Origin of the sequence: Kitasatospora sp. NPDC058478, assembly GCF_042720345.1 — a bacterium.
Classification (GTDB): domain Bacteria; phylum Actinomycetota; class Actinomycetes; order Streptomycetales; family Streptomycetaceae; genus Kitasatospora.
On sequence record NZ_JBHXML010000027.1, the window covers coordinates 49,576 to 66,988 of the forward strand.

The following is a 17,413-nucleotide window of genomic DNA, read 5'->3' on the forward strand; positions in this document are numbered from 1 at the left end:
CACCACCCCCCGGGCGGGGGCCGGCGGCTGCGCCCCCGCCCCCCCCCCCGGCCCCCCCCCCCGCCCGGTTCCCCCGCCCGGCCGCCGGGCCGACCCCAATTCCGTTCTCCGTACGCACGGACGGCCGGCCGCATTTCGGCGGGAATATGGCGGGGTCAAGTCGGAGTAGAGTGTGGCTCGGTTGGGAACAGGGCTTCCCCTCATCCTCACCCGCGAATCGCCGGACGGTCGTCCGGCCGCTGAGACCGGTCGGGTGCCTGGGCCGTGAAACATGTCAGGCAGATGTCAGAATTCCCGCGGGGATTTGTAGTAATCCGTCCGCTATGTCCGGCGTGAAATGCCGAATTCCTCCCGCTTTCGCCCGTCCTGCCCCTTGGCGCGGTGCCGGAATTCCCCGCAGCTGACCCTGTTGCAGAGGGCGTCGATCCGGATACATTCAGCCGCGGTCGACGTAATCACCCGCTCACAGGGCGCCGTCAGGCACCCCCGGCGGAGGACTGCGGCGTGCACGGCTGCGCCCAGGGGGGGTTCCCCGGGCCGGCCTTCAAACCAGACCCGGGCCCGCGACCTGCGGGCGCGTGAAGGGCCAGCACAGCACTAGGGGAGTTCGGAATGGCTCAGGGCACCGTCAAGTGGTTCAACGCGGAGAAGGGCTACGGCTTCATCGCGGTCGACGGTGGTGCGGACGTCTTCGTCCACTACAGCGCGATCCAGATGGACGGCTACCGCACCCTCGAGGAGGGCCAGCGGGTCGAGTTCGAGATCTCCCAGGGACAGAAGGGCCCGCAGGCGGACATGGTCCGCGCCGCGGTGTGACCCCCTTCCGACCCCAGGAGCTCGGCGCGGCCCACGGCTGGTGACCACTCGCTTCTCGACGGGCCCGTACGACACGCGTCGTGCGGGCCCGTCGGCGTTCCCCGGCGGGGAGTTGCGCGGGTCGGCGGGAGCGCCCCGGACGGCTCGCGGGATCGCGATTGGGCTTGCACTCGACCACCCGGAGTGCTAATCATTGGCGTTAGCACTCACAGCGTGAGAGTGACAGCGGACCGGGTCGGTGAGGCCCCCGGGAGCGGTAGGGGAAAGGACCCCCGCACACCAGGGCCGTCCGTCGCGGGCACCCCTTGGTCCGAGCAGTCGACCGTGTCCCGGAGGACCACTTCTGATGGCCAAGATCATCGCCTTTGATGAGGAAGCTCGCCGCGGCCTTGAGCGTGGCATGAACCAGCTCGCCGACGCAGTGAAGGTCACGCTCGGCCCCAAGGGTCGCAACGTCGTGCTGGAGAAGAAGTGGGGCGCCCCCACGATCACCAACGACGGTGTCTCCATCGCCAAGGAGATCGAGCTCGAGGACCCCTACGAGAAGATCGGCGCGGAGCTCGTCAAGGAGGTCGCCAAGAAGACCGACGACGTCGCGGGTGACGGCACCACCACCGCCACCGTGCTCGCCCAGGCCCTGGTTCGCGAGGGTCTGCGCAACGTCGCCGCCGGCGCCAACCCGATGGCCCTGAAGCGCGGCATCGAGAAGGCCGTCGCCGCCGTCTCCGACCAGCTGCTGGCCCAGGCCAAGGACGTGGAGACCAAGGAGCAGATCGCCTCCACCGCCTCCATCTCGGCCGCCGACACCCAGATCGGCGAGCTCATCGCCGAGGCCATGGACAAGGTCGGCAAGGAAGGCGTCATCACCGTCGAGGAGAGCAACACCTTCGGTCTGGAGCTTGAGCTCACCGAGGGCATGCGCTTCGACAAGGGCTACATCTCCGCCTACTTCGCGACCGACCTGGAGCGCATGGAGGCGACGTTCGAGGACCCGTACATCCTCATCGCCAACTCCAAGATCGGCTCGGTCAAGGACCTGCTGCCGCTGCTGGAGAAGGTCATGCAGAGCGGCAAGCCGCTCGTCATCATCGCCGAGGACGTCGAGGGCGAGGCCCTGTCGACCCTGGTCGTGAACAAGATCCGCGGCACCTTCAAGTCCGTCGCCGTCAAGGCCCCGGGCTTCGGCGACCGCCGCAAGGCCATGCTCGGCGACATCGCCATCCTCACCGGTGGCACCGTGATCTCCGAGGAGGTCGGCCTCAAGCTGGAGAACGCCGGCATCGACCTGCTGGGCACCGCCCGCAAGGTGGTCATCACCAAGGACGAGACCACCATCGTCGACGGTGGCGGTGACAGCGAGCAGGTCGCCGGCCGCGTGAACCAGATCCGCGCCGAGATCGAGAACAGCGACTCGGACTACGACCGCGAGAAGCTCCAGGAGCGCCTCGCCAAGCTGGCCGGCGGCGTGGCCGTCATCAAGGCCGGCGCGGCCACCGAGGTGGAGCTCAAGGAGCGCAAGCACCGCATCGAGGACGCCGTCCGCAACGCGAAGGCCGCCGTCGAGGAGGGCATCGTCGCCGGTGGTGGCGTCGCGCTGCTGCAGGCCTCGGTCGCCTTCGACAAGCTGGAGCTGGAGGGCGACGAGGCCACCGGTGCCAACATCGTCAAGGTCGCGCTGGAGGCCCCGATCAAGCAGATCGCGACCAACGCCGGCCTGGAGGGTGGCGTCGTGGTGGAGAAGGTGCGCAACCTCCCCGCCGGTCACGGCCTGAACGCGGCCACCAACACCTACGTCGACCTGATCGCCGAGGGCATCATCGACCCGGCCAAGGTGACCCGCTCGGCGCTGCAGAACGCCGCCTCCATCGCGGCGCTGTTCCTCACCACCGAGGCCGTCATCGCCGACAAGCCGGAGAAGGCCGCTGCGGCCGCCGGCGGCGGCATGCCGGGCGGTGACATGGACTTCTGATCCTGATCACACCGATCGGATCAGTTGGTTCCTGATCGTGTGGGCGGTCCCCTTCGGGGGGCCGCCCACACGGCGTTCTACCGGAGAATGGACAGATGGCTTCCGACGACATCGAGACCGCGCTGCACAACGCGCGGGCGCTGATCCTGGCCGACCTCACCGCGCGGGACGTGGCGGACGCCGCCGTCGTCTCCTTGGTGGAGCAGGCCGTGACGCACCGCCGCTGGTGGCTGGAGCAGTGGCCGGACGGCACCGAGTACGTGCTCGGACTGGTCGCCCAGGACGTCCAGGACGCGCTGCTGGAGGCGTACGGGCGCTGGCCGCTGTGCACCGCCTGCGCCGCCGACGGGGACCCGCACGCGCTCGGTGTGGAGCCGGAGCTGGGGCCGGAGCCGCACTGGGTGTGCGGCAAGCAGGGTGCGGTGGTCGCGCCGGTGGGGGAGCTCTCCTAGCCAGCTCCTGGCCCGCTCCCAGCCGGCTCGTGGTCCGCGTGGTGGACCGGTCGGCGGGAGTACTGGACCTATAGGTAGGTTGACGATATATGTAGTCGTATGACTGAACGCTCGATGCAGGAGCCGACGCTGCTGCTGCTCACCGCCCTGGCGGACGCCCCGAGACACGGCTACGCCCTCATCCAGGAGATCGCCGCGATCTCCGAGGGCCGGGTCAAGATGCGCACCGGCACCCTGTACGGCGCCCTCGACCGGCTGCTCCAGCAGGGGCTGATCGAGGTCGCCGCGGAGGAGGTCGTGGACGGGCGGGCGCGGCGCAGCTACGCGCTGACCAGCGTCGGCCGGGAGGCGCTGGCCTCCGAGGCGGAGCGGCTGCGGGCCGTCGCCACCGAGGCGGAGCGCCGTCTCGCGAACGTCCTGTCGGCGCTGCAGGGGAAGCCGGAGCCGGAGGGGAAGTCGATGATGAGGGGGTTCTTCGCATGACCACACCCATGACCACGCCGACGATGGGGGCGCCTTCGACCGCGCTGCGGGCGGCGCTGCAGTTCTACCCGCCGCGCTACCGCCTGGAGCGCGGCGAGGAGCTGGCCGCGGTGTTCGCCGACACCACGGCGGAGGCCGGCCGCTCGGCCGTCGCCCGCGAGGCGTTCGACCTGGCCGCGTACGGGCTGCGGGTGCGGCTCGGGCTGACCGGCTCCTCGCTGGCCGGGCGGGTGCTCGCGCTGGCCGCGCCGATGGTCGCCGGGGCGCTGGCCGGTGCGGCCCTGGTGCCGTGGGTGAGCGATGCGGAGCGGGCCGCCCATCGGCTGACCTGGGACGACTCGTACCTCACGTACGCCCTGACCATCGCGCCGCCGGTGATCGCGCTGCTGCTCGCGGTGGCCGTGGTGACGGGGCGCTGGACGGCGGTGCGGGTCATCTCGCTGGTCCAGGCCGTCTCCGCGCTGTTCGTGCTGGCGCAGGCCGTCGTGCTGCCGCCGGAGTTCGACCTCTGGGGGGTGGGGGACAGCAGCGTGGCCACCATGCCGTTCGTGCTGGGGGCGCTGCTGCTGGCCGCGGCGCCGACGGAGTTGCTGCCCAGGGCCTCCTGGCGTTCCGGCGGGCTGGCGCTGGCCTCGGTCCTCGGGGGCGGGCTGCTGGTGGCGCTCCAGCACTGGGGCGACTCGACCTTCCCGCTGGACATGCAGTGGTTCGCGGTGCTGCTGATCGGGCCGCTGCTGCTGACCTTCACCGCGCTGCGCGGCCGGGTGCTGCCGGCGGCCGTCGGGGTCGCGGTGCTGTCGCTGACGATGTTCGCGGGCCTGTTCAACATCTGGCGCGAGGGCCGCGGGTTCTGGCACGTGCTGCCGATGGCGGCGCCGGTGCTGCTGCTCCTGGTGGCGGCCGCGGTGGCGGTGCGCCGGATCGGGGCCGGCGACGGGCCCGGCGGGCGGTTCGGCGGATGGTTCGGCGGGGGCTCCGGGAAGGGGCGCAGCCTGGCGTGACCCGGGGGCTGGGGCGAAGTGCTCGCCGGGCCCGGCCGGATGTGGCAACCTACTGATATGTCTAGACCAATTTTCGAAGTCATCGCGCTGACGCCCCAGGACGCCCAGGCTGCCGAGTCGGGCGGCGCCGACCGGCTCGAACTGGTCACCGACATGGCCGCGGACGGGCTCACCCCGTCCGTCGAGGACTTCGCCCGGATCCGGGCCGCCGTCGACATCCCGCTGCGCGTCATGCTCCGGATCCAGGACGGCTTCGTGCCCGGCGGCCTGGACGAACTGGCCGCCCGGGCCGCCGCGTTGCGGGCCGAGGGCGCCGAGGAGTTCGTCTTCGGCTTCCTCCACGCCGACGGCGCCGTCGACCTGGCCGCCACCGCCGCCGTCGCCGAGGCGGTGGCCGGCTGCCGCTGGACCTTCCACCGGGCGATCGACCACAGCGCCGACCGGGCCGCCCTGCGGGCCGCCGTCGGCGCGCTGCCCGGGCTGGACACCTTCCTCACCTCGGGCGCGGCCGCCGGCGTCGACGCCGGGCACGAGGTGCTGCTGGCGGACCTGGCCCGCGCGGGCGAGCCCGGGTACGGGCAGCGGATCCTGATCGGCGGCGGCCTGCGGGCCGAACACCTGAAGGGCCTGCGGGCCGAGGGCTTCGACGGCTTCCACGTCGGCGGCGCGGTGCGGGCCGACGGCTGGCGGACGCCGGTGGACGCGGCCAAGGTCGCCGAGTGGCGGGCGCTGATCGACGCCTGAGCGCGCGCGGCGGGCGGGGGCCGGTCCCGGTGGGGCCGGCCCCCGCTGCCCGGTTCCTCAGTGCAGCTGCGCGGGCAGCGGCTCGCCGTGCAGCACCGTCAGGCCGGAGACGGCACGGGTGAGCGCCACGTACAGCCGCCGCAGGCCGGTCCGCTCGTCCGGCTCGCCCGCGACCACCGCGGCCGGCTCGTCCAGCACCACGTAGTCGTACTCCAGGCCCTTGGCCAGCGAGGCCGGGACGAGCGTCAGCCGGGCCTCGGCGCTGGTCTCGGCGCCGGGGGACAGGTACGGCAGGCCGGCCGCGGTCAGCGCCTCGGCGAGCGCCGGGATCCGGGCGTCGGCGGCGATCAGCCCGGTCGAGCCCTCGTGCTCCAGCGCCTCGCGGCAGGCCGCCAGGACGGCGGGCACGGCCTCCCCGTCCGGGCGGCGGCGGATCGTCAGCGAGCCGGGGGCGTCGCGCACGGAGGTCGCCGGGGCCAGGCCCGGGGCGATCGCCGGGAGCAGCCGGGAGGCGTACGCGATGACCTCCTCCGGCACCCGGAAGCCCTTGGTCAGCTCCTCGACGTGGGCGTCCGGCTTGCCCAGGTGGCGCAGCGCGTCCGGCCAGCTCGCCGTCGCCCACGGGGTGGTGCCCTGGGCGAGGTCGCCGAGGACGGTCGCCGAGCCGGTCGTGCAGCGGCGGCCGACCGCGCGGTACTGCATCGGGGAGAGGTCCTGCGCCTCGTCCAGCACCACGTGCCCGAGCGAGGGGGTGCGCTGCACCAGGTCCGTCGCCTCGTCGACCAGGACGGCGTCGGCCTGCGTCCAGCGGGCCGTCTTCACCGAGCGGCCCGGCTTGGGCCACAGCACCGCCTGCTGCTCCTCCGGGGTCAGCACGCCCTCCGCGCAGGCGGACAGGAACTCCGGGTCGGAGAGCAGCCGCAGCACCAGCTTCGCCGGGTCGACCGCCGGCCAGCACTCCTTGGCCACCGCCTTGACCGCGGGGTTGCGGGCCACCGCGTCCTGCACCCGGTCGTCGGGGGCCTCGCCGGACTGTTCCATCTTCAGCAGCACGGTGTGCGCGATCCGCTGCGGCAGGGCGTCCCTGGCGGCGCCGTAGCGCACCTCGCGGCCCTTCAACTCCTCGATGATCTCGGCGAGCTCGTGCACCTGGACGCGCCAGCGGCGGGAGCCGCGGACCACCACGCAGGGCTCGGTGGGCAGCGCGATGCCCGCGCGCACCGCCCGGCGCAGCACCTCGGCCATCCGGGCGTCGCCCTTCAGCCGGGCCGCCTGCGGGTCGTCCTCGCCGCGCACCTCGACGTGCCCGACCAGCTGCTGCACGGTCGCCTGGGCGACGTCCAGCTCGCCCAGGGCCGGGAGCACCTGCTCGATGTAGGAGAGGAAGGCGTTGTTCGGCCCGATCACCAGCGTGCCCGTCCGGGCGAGGCGCTCGCGGTGCGCGTACAGCAGGTACGCGACGCGGTGCAGGCCCACGGCCGTCTTCCCGGTGCCGGGGGCGCCCTGGACGCAGATGGTGCCCGTCACGTCGGAGCGGACGATCTCGTCCTGCTCGGGCTGGATGGTGGCGACGATGTCGCGCATCGGGCCGACGCGGGGCTTCTCGATCTCGGCGGCGAGCAGGGCGGAGGCGGTGTCCGCCTCCGCCGGGTCGCTCAGGTGCTCGTCCTCGTAGGCGGTGAGCTCGCCGGCGGTGTAGCCGAAGCGGCGGCGGCGTTCGACGTCCAGCGGCTCGGTGCGGGTGGCCCGGTAGAACGGCTGGGAGACCGGCGCGCGCCAGTCGATCACCATCGGGTCGCCGTCGGCGTCGTGGACGTGCCGGCGCCCGATGTAGAAGTTCTCGCCGCCTCCTCCTTCGCTCAGCTCCTCGCTGATCGCGTGCAGGTAGTCCAGGCGGCCGAAGAACAGCGGGGTGTGCGAGAGGTCGGCGAGGGCGGCGATCCGGGCCTCGATCTGGTTCTGGAGGACGGCGGCGGACACCCAGGTGCCGGTCACGTCGCGCAGGTCCAGCGACTGGACGTCCTCGCGCATCGCTCGCAGCGCGGACCGGGACGCGGCCAGGTGGTCGCGTTCGCGCTGGAGGGGGTCGGTGGTGGGGGTGGCGGGCACAGCGAACCTTCCCGGCTGCGCCGGAACCGGGCGCAGCGGATCGATGGAGCTCACGGTGGGTACGGCCGACCGGTTGCCGTGCGGTCGGCGCCTCCCCCGGCTGCCTGCGCGACTTCAGCAGGTACCACGGTTCGGGAGGGGGCAGACGGACGATCCTAGACCCGTGCGGCCCGGGGTTCCAGCCCCGCAGGTCCCGGGCCTGCAGGTCCCGGCCCCCGTACGACCCGGAGGACGCGCACCGCGGCGGCACCGCCCCGGGCACCGCCGCGCGCCTGCCGCACGCCCTACAGCACGTCGTCCGCGTCGATGATGCGGTACGCGTAGCCCTGCTCGGCCAGGAAGCGCTGCCGGTGGGCGGCGAAGTCCTGGTCCACGGTGTCCCGGGCGACCACCGAGTAGAAGTGCGCCGAGTGGCCGTCCGCCTTCGGGCGCAGGACGCGGCCCAGGCGCTGGGCCTCCTCCTGGCGGGAGCCGAACGTCCCGGAGACCTGGATGGCCACGGTGGCCTCGGGCAGGTCGATCGAGAAGTTCGCGACCTTGGAGACCACCAGGACGCCGATCTCCTTGTTGCGGAACGCCTCGAACAGCTTCTCGCGCTGGGCGTTGCTGGTCTCGCCCTTGATCACGGGCGCGTCCAGCACCTCGCCGAGCTCGTCCAGCTGGTCGATGTACTGGCCGATGACCAGCGTCTGGTCCTTCTCGTGCTTCTTCACCAGCGCCTCCACCACCCGCCGCTTGGTCGCCGTGGTGGCGCAGAAGCGGTAGCGCTCCTCGGGCTCGGCGGTGGCGTAGGACAGGCGCTCCGAGTCGGTCAGGGTGACCCGCACCTCGCAGCAGTCGGCGGGCGCGATGTAGCCCTGCGCCTCGATCTCCTTCCACGGCGCGTCGAAGCGCTTGGGCCCGATCAGGCTGAACACGTCGCCCTCGCGGCCGTCCTCGCGCACCAGCGTCGCGGTCAGGCCCAGGCGGCGGCGGGCCTGGAGGTCGGCGGTGAACTTGAACACCGGCGCGGGCAGCAGGTGCACCTCGTCGTAGACCACCAGGCCCCAGTTGCGGGCGTCGAACAGTTCCAGGTGCGCGTAGGCGCCCTTCCGCTTGGTGGTCATCACCTGGTAGGTGGCGATGGTGACCGGGCGGATCTCCTTGCGCGTCCCGCTGTACTCGCCGATCTCCTCCTCGGTGAGCGAGGTGCGCTTGACCAGCTCGTGCTTCCACTGGCGGGCCGAGACGGTGTTGGTGACCAGGATCAGCGTCGTCGACTTGGCGTGCGCCATCGCGGCCGCGCCGACCAGCGTCTTGCCGGCGCCGCAGGGCAGCACCACGACGCCCGAGCCGCCGTGCCAGAAGCCCTCGACGGCCTGTGCCTGGTACGGGCGCAGCCGCCAGCCGTCCTCGTCCAGCTCGATCGGGTGCGCCTCGCCGTCCACGTACCCGGCGAAGTCCTCGGCCGGCCAGCCGAGCTTGAGCAGCACCTGCTTGATCTGGCCGCGCTCGGAGGGGTGCACCACCACCGTGTCCGGGTCGACCCGGGCGCCGACCAGCGGGGCGATCTTCTTGGAGCGCAGCACCTCCTCCAGCACCGGCCGGTCGGTGGTGGCGAGCACCAGCCCGTGCGTCGGGTGCTTGAGCAGCTGGAGCCGCCCGTAGCGGCCCATGGTGTCCGCCACGTCCACCAGCAGTGCGTGCGGCACCGGGTAGCGCGAGTACGTCACCAGGGCGTCGACCACCTGCTCGGCGTCGTGCCCCGCCGCCCGCGCGTTCCACAGCCCGAGCGGCGTCACCCGGTACGTGTGCACGTGCTCGGGGGCGCGCTCCAACTCGGCGAACGGCGCGATGACGCGGCGGCACTCGGCGGCCTTGGGGTGATCGATCTCCAGGAGAAGAGTTTTGTCGCTCTGGACGATGAGCGGTCCGTCGTTCACGCGGGGAAGCCCTCCACTGGCTGACAGGCTGGATTGACGCAGACCCTCCAGTGTCGCGCATTGCGCGGCGAACGTGAGCGGGCCCCTTCCAAACGTGATCGGGCTTCTTCCATTCGTACGGGTGACCGCGCCCGCGACCGCGACCGCGCCGGTACCCGCGCCCCGGGCGACGGCTCCGGGTGACCACGGTGCGCATCGCTCGTTGAGCCGGTCATGAAGAAGTCGAAGCGCGTTCTCACCGCTCTCGCCCTGATGGGCACGGCCTTCGCGGCCACCGCCTCGTCCGTCGGCTCCGCGCACGCCCTCGCGGGGATCGGGGAGGGGCCCGGCGGGCTGCTCGCCGCGCCCGGATTCCTGATCGCCGACCAGGTCGGCGGCGGCTCGCTGCCGGTCGGGCAGGGGGAGATCGGCAGCCTGGCGGACAAGGCCGTCAAGGAGAAGATGAAGGAGTCGCAGGGGCACTGAGCCCGGCCCTGCCGCCGGGGTTACTCGTCGAGCTCCGCGACGCCGGTGATGCGGTGCAGGGCGAAGGTGCGGAGCTCGTCGGCGTGGTGGTCGAAGGCGGTGACGAAGCCGCCTTCGACCTTGACCGGGTCGATGATCCGCTGGCTGGCGATGCCCTCGGCGTTGAGGTAGCCGATCCACATCCGTTCGCCGAGCAGGACGGCGGTCTGCAGGGCCGCGAGGGTCTCGGCGGCGGCGGTGCGGGGCAGCTGGCGCGGGTCGGGGGTGGAGTCACGGCGGTTGACGGTGGCGGCGCGGTCGCCGGCCCGGATGGCCTTGATGGCGGCGGCGAGCAGGGTGTCGTCGGGGGTCGGCGGGCCGTCCGGGACGGGCGCGGGGGCGGTGCGGGGCGGGGTGCGGTGGCTGTCCTGGCGGGTGATCAGCACGTCGCCCTCGGCGGACTCGGCGGCCGGGGCGTAGCCCATCGTGCGCAGGGCGGCGAGCAGGACGTCCGGGGCGGCCTGGGCGGCGAGGACGGTGGGGGCGAGCAGCCGCAGCCGCAGGTCGGCGGAGCGGCGGTCGGCGAGGACCTCGTTCAGCAGCGACGGGTCGTCGCAGCGCAGGTAGGAGGAGGCGGCGCCGACCCGCAGGATGCCGTGCCGGCGGGCGACGTCGTCGATCAGGTAGCCGAGCGGCTGCGGGACGGGCGTCCGGGAGTGCTGCTCCAGGAAGGCCCGCAGGTCGGCGGCGGTGCGTCCGGCGTCGAGGGCGCGGCGCACGGACACCGGGGTGAAGCGGTAGACGGTGGCGCCGCCCTTGGACTCGATGTCGGCGCACAGCGCGAGGGCCTGGGCGAGCGGGGTGAGCAGCGGGCCGGGGGCGATCGCGGTGAGGTCCGGTTGCAGGATCACGTGGTCGAGCGGCTGCGGCAGCAGCGGGGCGAGCACCTCGGCCGGGTCGGATTCGGCGGTGAGCAGGGCGCGGGCGGGGGCGGCGAGGGCGCCGCGGCCGGTGACGCCGAGGAGTTCGGCCTCGGCGAGGGTCCAGGCGGTGAGGTCGTCGCGCAGCTCGTGGCCGTCCGGGCCGGTCGGGCCGCCGCGCAGCGGGCGCTGCCAGCGCAGGGTGGGCAGGAGTTCGGCGGCGGTGGCGGGGGTGCCGGGCGGGAGTTCGGCGAGCAGCGCGAGGGTGGCGCGGCGGACGGACGGGGCGAGGGTGCGGTCGAGCTCGGGCCCGAGGGCGGCGCGCGGCTTGCCCTTGCCGTCCGGAGTGCCGGTGAGGGCGGGGACGCGGGTGGCGGCGAGCCAGGCGGCGGCGAGGACGGACCAGCGTTCGGCGGTGTCCCGCTGGAGCCAGCCGTCGTAGGCCGGGGTCGGGGCCCAGCGCTCGTCGGCCTCGCCGTCGGGGGCCAGCAGCCCGGCGGCGTAGGCGAGTTCGAGCCAGAAGGCGGCCTGCTGCTCGGTGGTCTCCAGGGCCTGCGCGGTGCGCTTGAGGTCGCGGATGCCGAGGCCGCCGGCGCGCAGCGTGGGCGGCGGGGTGAGGCCCCAGGTGTCGAGGAGTTCCTCGACGGTCTTGACGGCGGTGTGGGCCTGGCCGGCCGCCGCGCCGTCCACAGCCTGTGGATCGCGCGGGGCGGAGGCCGGGGCGGGCTCGGGCTGGACCGGCTCGACGGCGCGGTGGGTGCGGCCGCCGCGCAGGTGCAGGGCCAGTTCGCGCGGTAGGACGACGCTGCCCGGCCCGCTGGGCAGCAGGAGCCCGCGGGCGAGCAGCCACTCGACGGGGCTCTGCGCGTCCTCGGCGGTGACCGGGCGGGTGGCGTCCGGGACGGTGCCGGTCGGCGGCCCCCAGACCAGCCGCTCCAGCAGCCGCAGCGCGGCCTCGGGGGCGGTGTCGAGCAGCGCCGCGCAGCGGGCGCGGTCGTTCAGCAGGGCGGCGAGCGCGTCGACGGCGGTGACCGGGTCCGGGGTGGCGGGCTGTCCGGCGGAGGCGAGCAGCTGCTGCAGCCGGGCCGGGGACATGCCGACGGTCGCGTCGGAGAGGGTCGGGCCGAGGCCGGTGCGGCCGGGGTTGGCGGCCGTCGGGGCGAGTGCCTCGCGGACGGCGAGGACCAGCCGCAGGCCGTTGTCCGGGCCCCAGAGCAGGGACCGGTCGCGCAGGGTGGCGATGGCCCGGGGGAGGGCGGCGGCGACGGCGGACCGGTCGGCGGGCGTCAGCGGGGTCGCGCCGGGGTGCGGCTTGACCTTGGCCGGGCCGGTCAGCAGGGTGCGGACGGTGGCCAGGCCGGTGCCGTCCGGGGCGGTGGCCAGGACCTCGGCGACCTGCAGGGTGAAGCGGTCCAGGCGCTCCAGGGCGCGCAGCGCCGAGGCGCGGGAGGAGAGCCGGGCGGACAGCTGGGTGAGGTCGCCGGGGACGGGGTTGAGCAGGTCGGGGCGGGAGCGGAGCAGGGCGGCGAGCGCGTCGTCGGGGCGGGCGCGCAACTCCTCGGCGAGGGTGCGGGGGCCGGCGGCGGACCTGCCCTGGCGTTGAGGGCCCTGCTGTGTGGTCATTCGACCTAGGTTAGTCGGGCGGGCGGACGGCGGGGTGTCCGTGCGGCGGCCCGTGGTGGACCGGCCCTCAGGACTCGCGTGGGCGGGGGCGGGGTGGGTAGCGTCACGGCCGAGGGTGGTTCGGTGGGCCGGGGTTCGGGCGCGAGGCGGGGTGTCGGTGATGACGGACGGCGAGTGGTGGCGCAGGAGCGGGCCGTGGAGCGGCCGTTCGGGGGGCGGGGCGGGGGCCTCCGGCGGGTCTGCCGGGGCCGGTGCTGCCGGTGACAGGGGCGGTTCGGGCGGTCCGGGTGCGTCGGGTGGGTCCGGGGCCTCCGGTCCGTCCGGCGCCTCCGACGGGGACAGCGTGTACGACACGGCGGCGCCGGGCGGCGGGATTCCGTCGGTGCCGCTGGATCCGCCCCGGACGCCGCGCGCCCCGGGGGCCGGGGCGCCGCCCGTACAGCTGGACAAGTCGCGTTTCGACGGGCCCGAGGACGATTCGGACTCCATCCCGCCGCCCCAGGTGTACAGCTCCGGCGCGAACGGCTGGGACCTGGTGCTGCTCAACTTCTCGGACTCGCCGCAGGCTCCGTCGAAGCCGATCCCCGAGCAGCGCGCCGGGGGCGGGGTGGGTGCGGCGGGCGCGCAGGCTGCCGATCCGGCGGGAGCTGCGGCGGGGGCGGCTGCGGCGGTTGCGGCGGCTTCGGGGAAGGGGAAGAAGCAGCGCAAGGCCAAGGGGAGGGCGGCCGCCGCGGGGAAGGCGAAGGCGCAGCCGGCCGCCCCCGCCGGCCAGGCCGGTGCCGATGCGGGCGCAAGTGCGGGTGCGGGCGCAAGTGCGGGTGCGGGCGTCGGGGCTCGGCGGCCGTCCCTGCTGGTGCTCCTCTCCTGCGGGCTGCTGATCGGCGGCGCCGCCATGAGCTTCTTCCCGGCGATGCTGGTGGGCTGGGCCCTCGGCTACCTGTCCCGCCAACTCTCCGATCTGATGCGCAAGTTCGTCATCCTCGGGATCCCGCTGATCACGATGAGCGCGGCCACCCTGCACGCCATGCAGGCCAAGCCGGGCGCCCAGGGCGGCGCGGGCGTGCAGGCCGGTGCGCAGTTCAGCCAGATCAGCTGGTCGGCGGCCCCGGGCGTGCTGCGCCTGTCGGCGGTGCTGTCGGCGGTGGTGCTGCTGCTGTTGAGCCTGCGCCGTCGCCCGCCGCAGCAGGGCTGAGGCCCGGGACGAGGGCGGCGAAGCCGGTGCAGAGCAGTCGGATGCTCTGGGTGAACTTCTCGTCCTGGCTGATCCGGGGGATCAACTCGCCCATGATCAGCGGGAACTGCGCGCACAGGTCGGCGTAGAGCTCGGCGCTGACGGGTGGTGGGGTCGGTGGCTGGTTCTGTTCCTGGAGGACGAAGCCGGTGACGTGGCTGAGCAGGATGTCGGCGGCGATGCCGCAGTGGACGGTGGGCAGGCCGGCGTCGAGGAGGGTGCGCAGCAGGCGTTCCATCAGGGAGAGGCCGCCGGAGCTGAGGACGCCGGGGCTCTCGGCGAGGAGCAGTGCGCCGCCGGGGTGTTGCCGGATGCTGCGGCGCAGGGTGGTGGCCTGGGCCTCGACCCGGTCCCGCCAGGTGGCGTCGGGGGGGAGGGCGGCGAGGGCTCCGGTGCCGGTGTCGTAGGCCTGTCGGCAGACGCGGTCGGCCATCAGGGTGAGCAACTCGTCCTTGCCGCGCACGTGGTAGTAGAGGCTGCCGGCGTGGGCGTCGAGGCGGTCGGCGACCTGGCGCATGGACAGGTTGTGGTAGCCGACCTCCGCGAAGACGGCCATGCCCGCATCGACGATGCGCTCCTTGGTGAGCTTCATCGCTCCACCGTACAACGTTTTCCAACACCGTTCGAAAGCTGTGCTAGCTTTGCCCTGCCCGGTTTTCGAACGGTGTTGGAATGCAATGGGGGAGGGGCAGTCATGGGGGCGATCCTGTTCAACGTGACCACGGCCGCGCTGATGGTCATGATGGTCAACTGCGGGCTCGGCGTGGTCGGCCGGGACACGCTGCGGGGGCGGCCGATCCCGTGGGCGGCAGTCGCCCTGACCACGCTCGCCGTCGGCGGCGTGCTGCTCCAGCTGCTCTGGTCCGGCGCCATGGACGCGCTCGACGCCGACCCCGCCAAGTCCGGCTGGTGGCGCGAGTTCACCTCGGTCTTCCTGCAGAACGGCGGCCTCGGCGGCGGCCTGTGGAACCTCGCCACCCTCGCCGCCGTCGCCGCGCTCGCCCAGTGGTACTGGGGCGGCCCGCTCACCCTCGCCTTCTTCCTCGCGGGCGTCCTGCTGCCCGGCCGGATCGACGACCTGCTCGGCTTCGGCGACGGCCCCAGCACCGACCCCCGCAACTTCGCCGGCAGCTCCGGCGCCACCTACTTCCTCGGCGCCACCCTGGCCCTCGCCTTCCTCGCCCGCACCCGCCTGCCCAAGGAACGCGCCCTGGCCGTCGGCGTCCCGGTGCTGGGCCTCGCCATGTGGCTCGCCCAGGACAACGGGCACGGCCTGGTGGCGGTCTACGGCTTCGCCCTCGGCGCGGCGGCCTGGGCGGTCCGCGGCCGGCTGGCGCGACGGTAGTCGGGGCCGCCGCGATCCGACCCGCAGGGCTGGGCGATCCGGCCCGGTGGGTCGGATCGCTTGGCCCTGCTTGGCCCGGCGGCGGATCGCCCAGCCCCTCAGTCCCTCAGTCCCTCAGCCCCTCAGTCCCTCAGTCCCTCAGTCCCTCGGTCCGGCGGCGCGGTGCGCCCCAGCCGCTCAGCGGGCGAAGCCCGCCAGCAGCTCCCGCGGGTCGAAGGTCACCCGGATCCGGGTGATCCGCCCGTTCTCCACGTGGCTCCAGTTCGCCGTCGGCGCCGGCGGTGCGACGCTCGTGTGCAGGTCGAACCAGGTGATCACGTCGTCCCCCTCGACCACCCGGGCGTGCACCTCGATCTTCTCCAGGACCTGCCCGAGCCCCTTCAGCCCGGCCAGGGCGTTCTCCACCCCCGACACCGTGGCCAGCGGCCCCACGAAGTCGACGTCCTCCGCCAGCAGCCCCCGCAGCGTCTCGAAGTCGCCCGCCTGCCAGGCCGCGAAGTAGGTCTCGGAAATCTCACGCGCAGTCTTCGTCGTCGTCATGCCTCCATCCTCCCGAGCACTCCGCCATCCGTCCAACAGATGGATCAGATCCCAGCTATCATCGTTGGTTATGGAGATGCACCAGCTGCGCTACTTCGCGGCCGTCGTCGACGAGGGCTCCTTCACCGCCGCCGCGACCCGCCTGCACGTGAGCCAGTCCGGCATCAGCACCCAGGTCGGCAAGCTGGAACGCGAGTTGGGCCAGCTGCTCCTCGACCGTTCCGGCCGCCGGGTCCGCCTCACCCCCGCCGGCGAGGCCGTCCTGCCGCTGGCCAAGGACGCCCTCGCCACGCTCGAAGCCATCCAGCACACCGCCGCCGAGTTCGCCGACGCCGTCCGCGGCCGTGTCCGGCTCGGGATGATCATGGGGTGCGCGATCCCGCCGTTCCTCGACGTCGTCGCCGACCTCGGCCGCACCCACCCCGGCATCGAACTGAGCCTGCACGAGGGCCACTCCGAGCTGCTCCAGGCGCAGGTCCTCTCCGGCGCCCTCGACCTGGCGCTGATCGGTTTCGCCAAGGAGGCCGCCCCCGGCCTGGACGTCACCGTCGTCGTCGACGAGCCGATCGCCGCCATCGTCCCCGCCGGCCACCGCCTGGACCGCCCCTCCCTCCGGCTCGCCGACCTCGCGTCCGAGAAGATCCTCTGCCTCTCCCCGGGCACCGGCATCCGCGCCGCCTACGAGCACTCCTGCCTGCAACTCGGCCTCGAACCGCGGGTGGACATCGACGCCAGCTCCCCGGCCACGCTGTTCCGGCTCGCCCAGCGCGGGGCCGGCGTCGCCGTCCTCAGCCCCTCCTCCGCCGCCGGCGAGGGCCTCCGGACCGTCCCCGTCGCCGATGCGCCGGTCCGGGCCCGCCTCGGCCTGGTCGCCCGACCCGGCCAGCACTCGCCGGCCGTGCGCCTGCTGCACGCCCGGCTCCGCGCGTCCCTGCGGGCGACGGGCTGAGGGCCTGACCGGCTGACCGGCTGACCGGCTAACCGGTTGAGCGCTCAGCCGCTCAGCCGCTCAGCCGCTCAGCCGCTCAGCCGCTCAGGCGTTCCAGCGCGGATCGCGCCCGGAGGCGGCCAGCGCGCGGTCCAGCGCCGGGGCGCCGTCCGGCACCGCCACCGGGGTGGCGAACCCGCCGTACTGGCGGTACAGCTCGGCGTTCTCCCCGACGACCTCCAGCACCAGCTGCGCGAGCTCCTCGTCGATCCCGATCCGACCGCCGGTCGCCCGGGCGACGTCCCAGCCGTGCAGGACGAGCTCCGCGATCAGCATCCGGGCGACGCCCTCCGCCGGTGCCGGGGAGCCGCCGAGGTCGACGTCCCCCTCCCAGGCGGCCGGGTCGGCCCAGGCCGCGACGGCGCGGTCCAGCTGGGCCGCGTAGGCGGCGGGCCAGCCGGGGTCGGCGGTGAAGTCGTGGTCGACCAGCGCCTTGGGCAGTTCGGTGCGGCGGGCCCGGTGCTCCAGGCCGTGCGAGGTGTAGAGCACCCAGTGGTTGACGAGCGCGCGGGTGTCGAAGTCCGTGCAGGGTGTCGGGCCGTCCAGCGGGTGGTCCGCCGGGACGCCGTCGGCGACGCGTGCGGCGGCCGCGGCGGCGCGGGCCAGCAGGGGGTGCAGGGGGTGCGGCGGGTGGGTGTCCGGGGTGGGGTGATCGTTCATGCCCCGATCCTGCGCCGGTCGGGGCTGCCGGGTCTTGAAGAAACGCGACGGTCGGCGCCCTGACCAGGAGCGTCGGGCCGGGGCTCGCGGCGGCCCGCCCCGACGACGGCGAACCCTTCAAAATAGGCAGGCAGACTGCTAATATTCAGCAGGCAGCCTGCTCATC

General features: G+C 73.8%; 16 protein-coding genes. 10 read left to right on the forward strand and 6 right to left on the reverse strand.

Features of this window, described 5'->3' with window-relative positions:
* Nucleotides 1-612 precede the first annotated feature (612 nt).
* From ACFWPT_RS17090 to ACFWPT_RS17115, 6 genes are all read left to right on the forward strand, one after another.
* Nucleotides 613-816: a cold-shock protein gene (locus ACFWPT_RS17090; RefSeq protein ID WP_030289665.1), complete on the forward strand. Its 204-nt coding sequence runs from the start codon at nucleotides 613-615 to the stop codon at nucleotides 814-816.
* A gap of 346 nt (nucleotides 817-1,162) precedes the next feature.
* Entirely contained in the window at nucleotides 1,163-2,785 is a 1,623-nt protein-coding gene (gene groL, locus ACFWPT_RS17095) for a chaperonin GroEL (protein WP_063348228.1), read from the forward strand.
* Between the two features lie 95 nt (nucleotides 2,786-2,880).
* Nucleotides 2,881-3,237: a hypothetical protein gene (locus ACFWPT_RS17100; protein WP_063348227.1), complete on the forward strand. Its 357-nt coding sequence runs from the start codon at nucleotides 2,881-2,883 to the stop codon at nucleotides 3,235-3,237.
* Between the two features lie 99 nt (nucleotides 3,238-3,336).
* Nucleotides 3,337-3,720 (forward strand): PadR family transcriptional regulator, encoded by a 384-nt coding sequence (locus ACFWPT_RS17105; RefSeq protein WP_079135692.1) that lies wholly within the window; start codon nucleotides 3,337-3,339, stop codon nucleotides 3,718-3,720.
* Nucleotides 3,717-4,721 carry a hypothetical protein gene (locus tag ACFWPT_RS17110; RefSeq protein WP_380482441.1) on the forward strand — a complete coding sequence of 335 codons (1,005 nt, stop codon included), beginning with the start codon at nucleotides 3,717-3,719 and terminating at the stop codon, nucleotides 4,719-4,721. The genes ACFWPT_RS17105 and ACFWPT_RS17110 overlap by 4 nt, the downstream gene beginning before the upstream one ends.
* 57 nt (nucleotides 4,722-4,778) lie before the next feature.
* Nucleotides 4,779-5,465 (forward strand): copper homeostasis protein CutC, encoded by a 687-nt coding sequence (locus ACFWPT_RS17115; RefSeq protein WP_380482443.1) that lies wholly within the window; start codon nucleotides 4,779-4,781, stop codon nucleotides 5,463-5,465.
* A gap of 57 nt (nucleotides 5,466-5,522) precedes the next feature.
* Here ACFWPT_RS17115 and ACFWPT_RS17120 read toward each other — a convergent pair whose 3' ends face one another.
* Together ACFWPT_RS17120 and ACFWPT_RS17125 are read right to left on the reverse strand one after the other, a co-directional pair.
* Entirely contained in the window at nucleotides 5,523-7,574 is a 2,052-nt protein-coding gene (locus ACFWPT_RS17120; RefSeq protein ID WP_380482446.1) for a HelD family protein, read from the reverse strand.
* A 284-nt stretch (nucleotides 7,575-7,858) separates the two neighbouring features.
* The gene (locus ACFWPT_RS17125) at nucleotides 7,859-9,496 is read right to left on the reverse strand and encodes a DNA repair helicase XPB (protein ID WP_380374810.1); all 1,638 of its coding nucleotides are present in this window, start codon (nucleotides 9,494-9,496) and stop codon (nucleotides 7,859-7,861) included.
* 213 nt (nucleotides 9,497-9,709) lie between these two features.
* Between ACFWPT_RS17125 and ACFWPT_RS17130 the strand changes: the two genes are divergently transcribed.
* Entirely contained in the window at nucleotides 9,710-9,961 is a 252-nt protein-coding gene (locus ACFWPT_RS17130; RefSeq protein ID WP_063348222.1) for a hypothetical protein, read from the forward strand.
* Nucleotides 9,962-9,981: 20 nt separating this feature from the next.
* Here ACFWPT_RS17130 and ACFWPT_RS17135 read toward each other — a convergent pair whose 3' ends face one another.
* Nucleotides 9,982-12,483 carry a helicase-associated domain-containing protein gene (locus ACFWPT_RS17135; protein ID WP_380482449.1) on the reverse strand — a complete coding sequence of 834 codons (2,502 nt, stop codon included), beginning with the start codon at nucleotides 12,481-12,483 and terminating at the stop codon, nucleotides 9,982-9,984.
* A gap of 343 nt (nucleotides 12,484-12,826) precedes the next feature.
* Between ACFWPT_RS17135 and ACFWPT_RS17140 the strand changes: the two genes are divergently transcribed.
* On the forward strand, nucleotides 12,827-13,675 hold the full coding sequence (locus ACFWPT_RS17140; RefSeq protein ID WP_380482452.1) for a hypothetical protein: 849 nt from the start codon (nucleotides 12,827-12,829) through the stop codon (nucleotides 13,673-13,675).
* On the opposite strand, the gene ACFWPT_RS17145 is transcribed toward ACFWPT_RS17140, so the two are convergent.
* Entirely contained in the window at nucleotides 13,572-14,306 is a 735-nt protein-coding gene (locus ACFWPT_RS17145; protein WP_380482455.1) for a TetR/AcrR family transcriptional regulator, read from the reverse strand. The two genes, ACFWPT_RS17140 and ACFWPT_RS17145, sit on opposite strands and share 104 nt — an antisense overlap.
* A gap of 102 nt (nucleotides 14,307-14,408) precedes the next feature.
* On the opposite strand from ACFWPT_RS17145, the gene ACFWPT_RS17150 reads away from it, so the two are divergent.
* A complete protein-coding gene (locus ACFWPT_RS17150) occupies nucleotides 14,409-15,059 on the forward strand; it encodes a hypothetical protein (protein ID WP_380482458.1) in 651 nt (216 codons plus the stop codon).
* 177 nt (nucleotides 15,060-15,236) lie between these two features.
* Here ACFWPT_RS17150 and ACFWPT_RS17155 read toward each other — a convergent pair whose 3' ends face one another.
* Nucleotides 15,237-15,599: a nuclear transport factor 2 family protein gene (locus tag ACFWPT_RS17155; RefSeq protein ID WP_380341650.1), complete on the reverse strand. Its 363-nt coding sequence runs from the start codon at nucleotides 15,597-15,599 to the stop codon at nucleotides 15,237-15,239.
* Nucleotides 15,600-15,669: 70 nt separating this feature from the next.
* Here ACFWPT_RS17155 and ACFWPT_RS17160 point away from each other — a divergent pair, with 70 nt between their 5' ends.
* A complete protein-coding gene (locus tag ACFWPT_RS17160) occupies nucleotides 15,670-16,548 on the forward strand; it encodes a LysR family transcriptional regulator (protein WP_380482461.1) in 879 nt (292 codons plus the stop codon).
* A gap of 84 nt (nucleotides 16,549-16,632) precedes the next feature.
* Here ACFWPT_RS17160 and ACFWPT_RS17165 read toward each other — a convergent pair whose 3' ends face one another.
* Complete coding sequence (locus tag ACFWPT_RS17165; RefSeq protein ID WP_380374817.1) at nucleotides 16,633-17,247, reverse strand: TIGR03086 family metal-binding protein; 615 nt, start codon at nucleotides 17,245-17,247, stop codon at nucleotides 16,633-16,635.
* Nucleotides 17,248-17,413 lie beyond the last annotated feature (166 nt).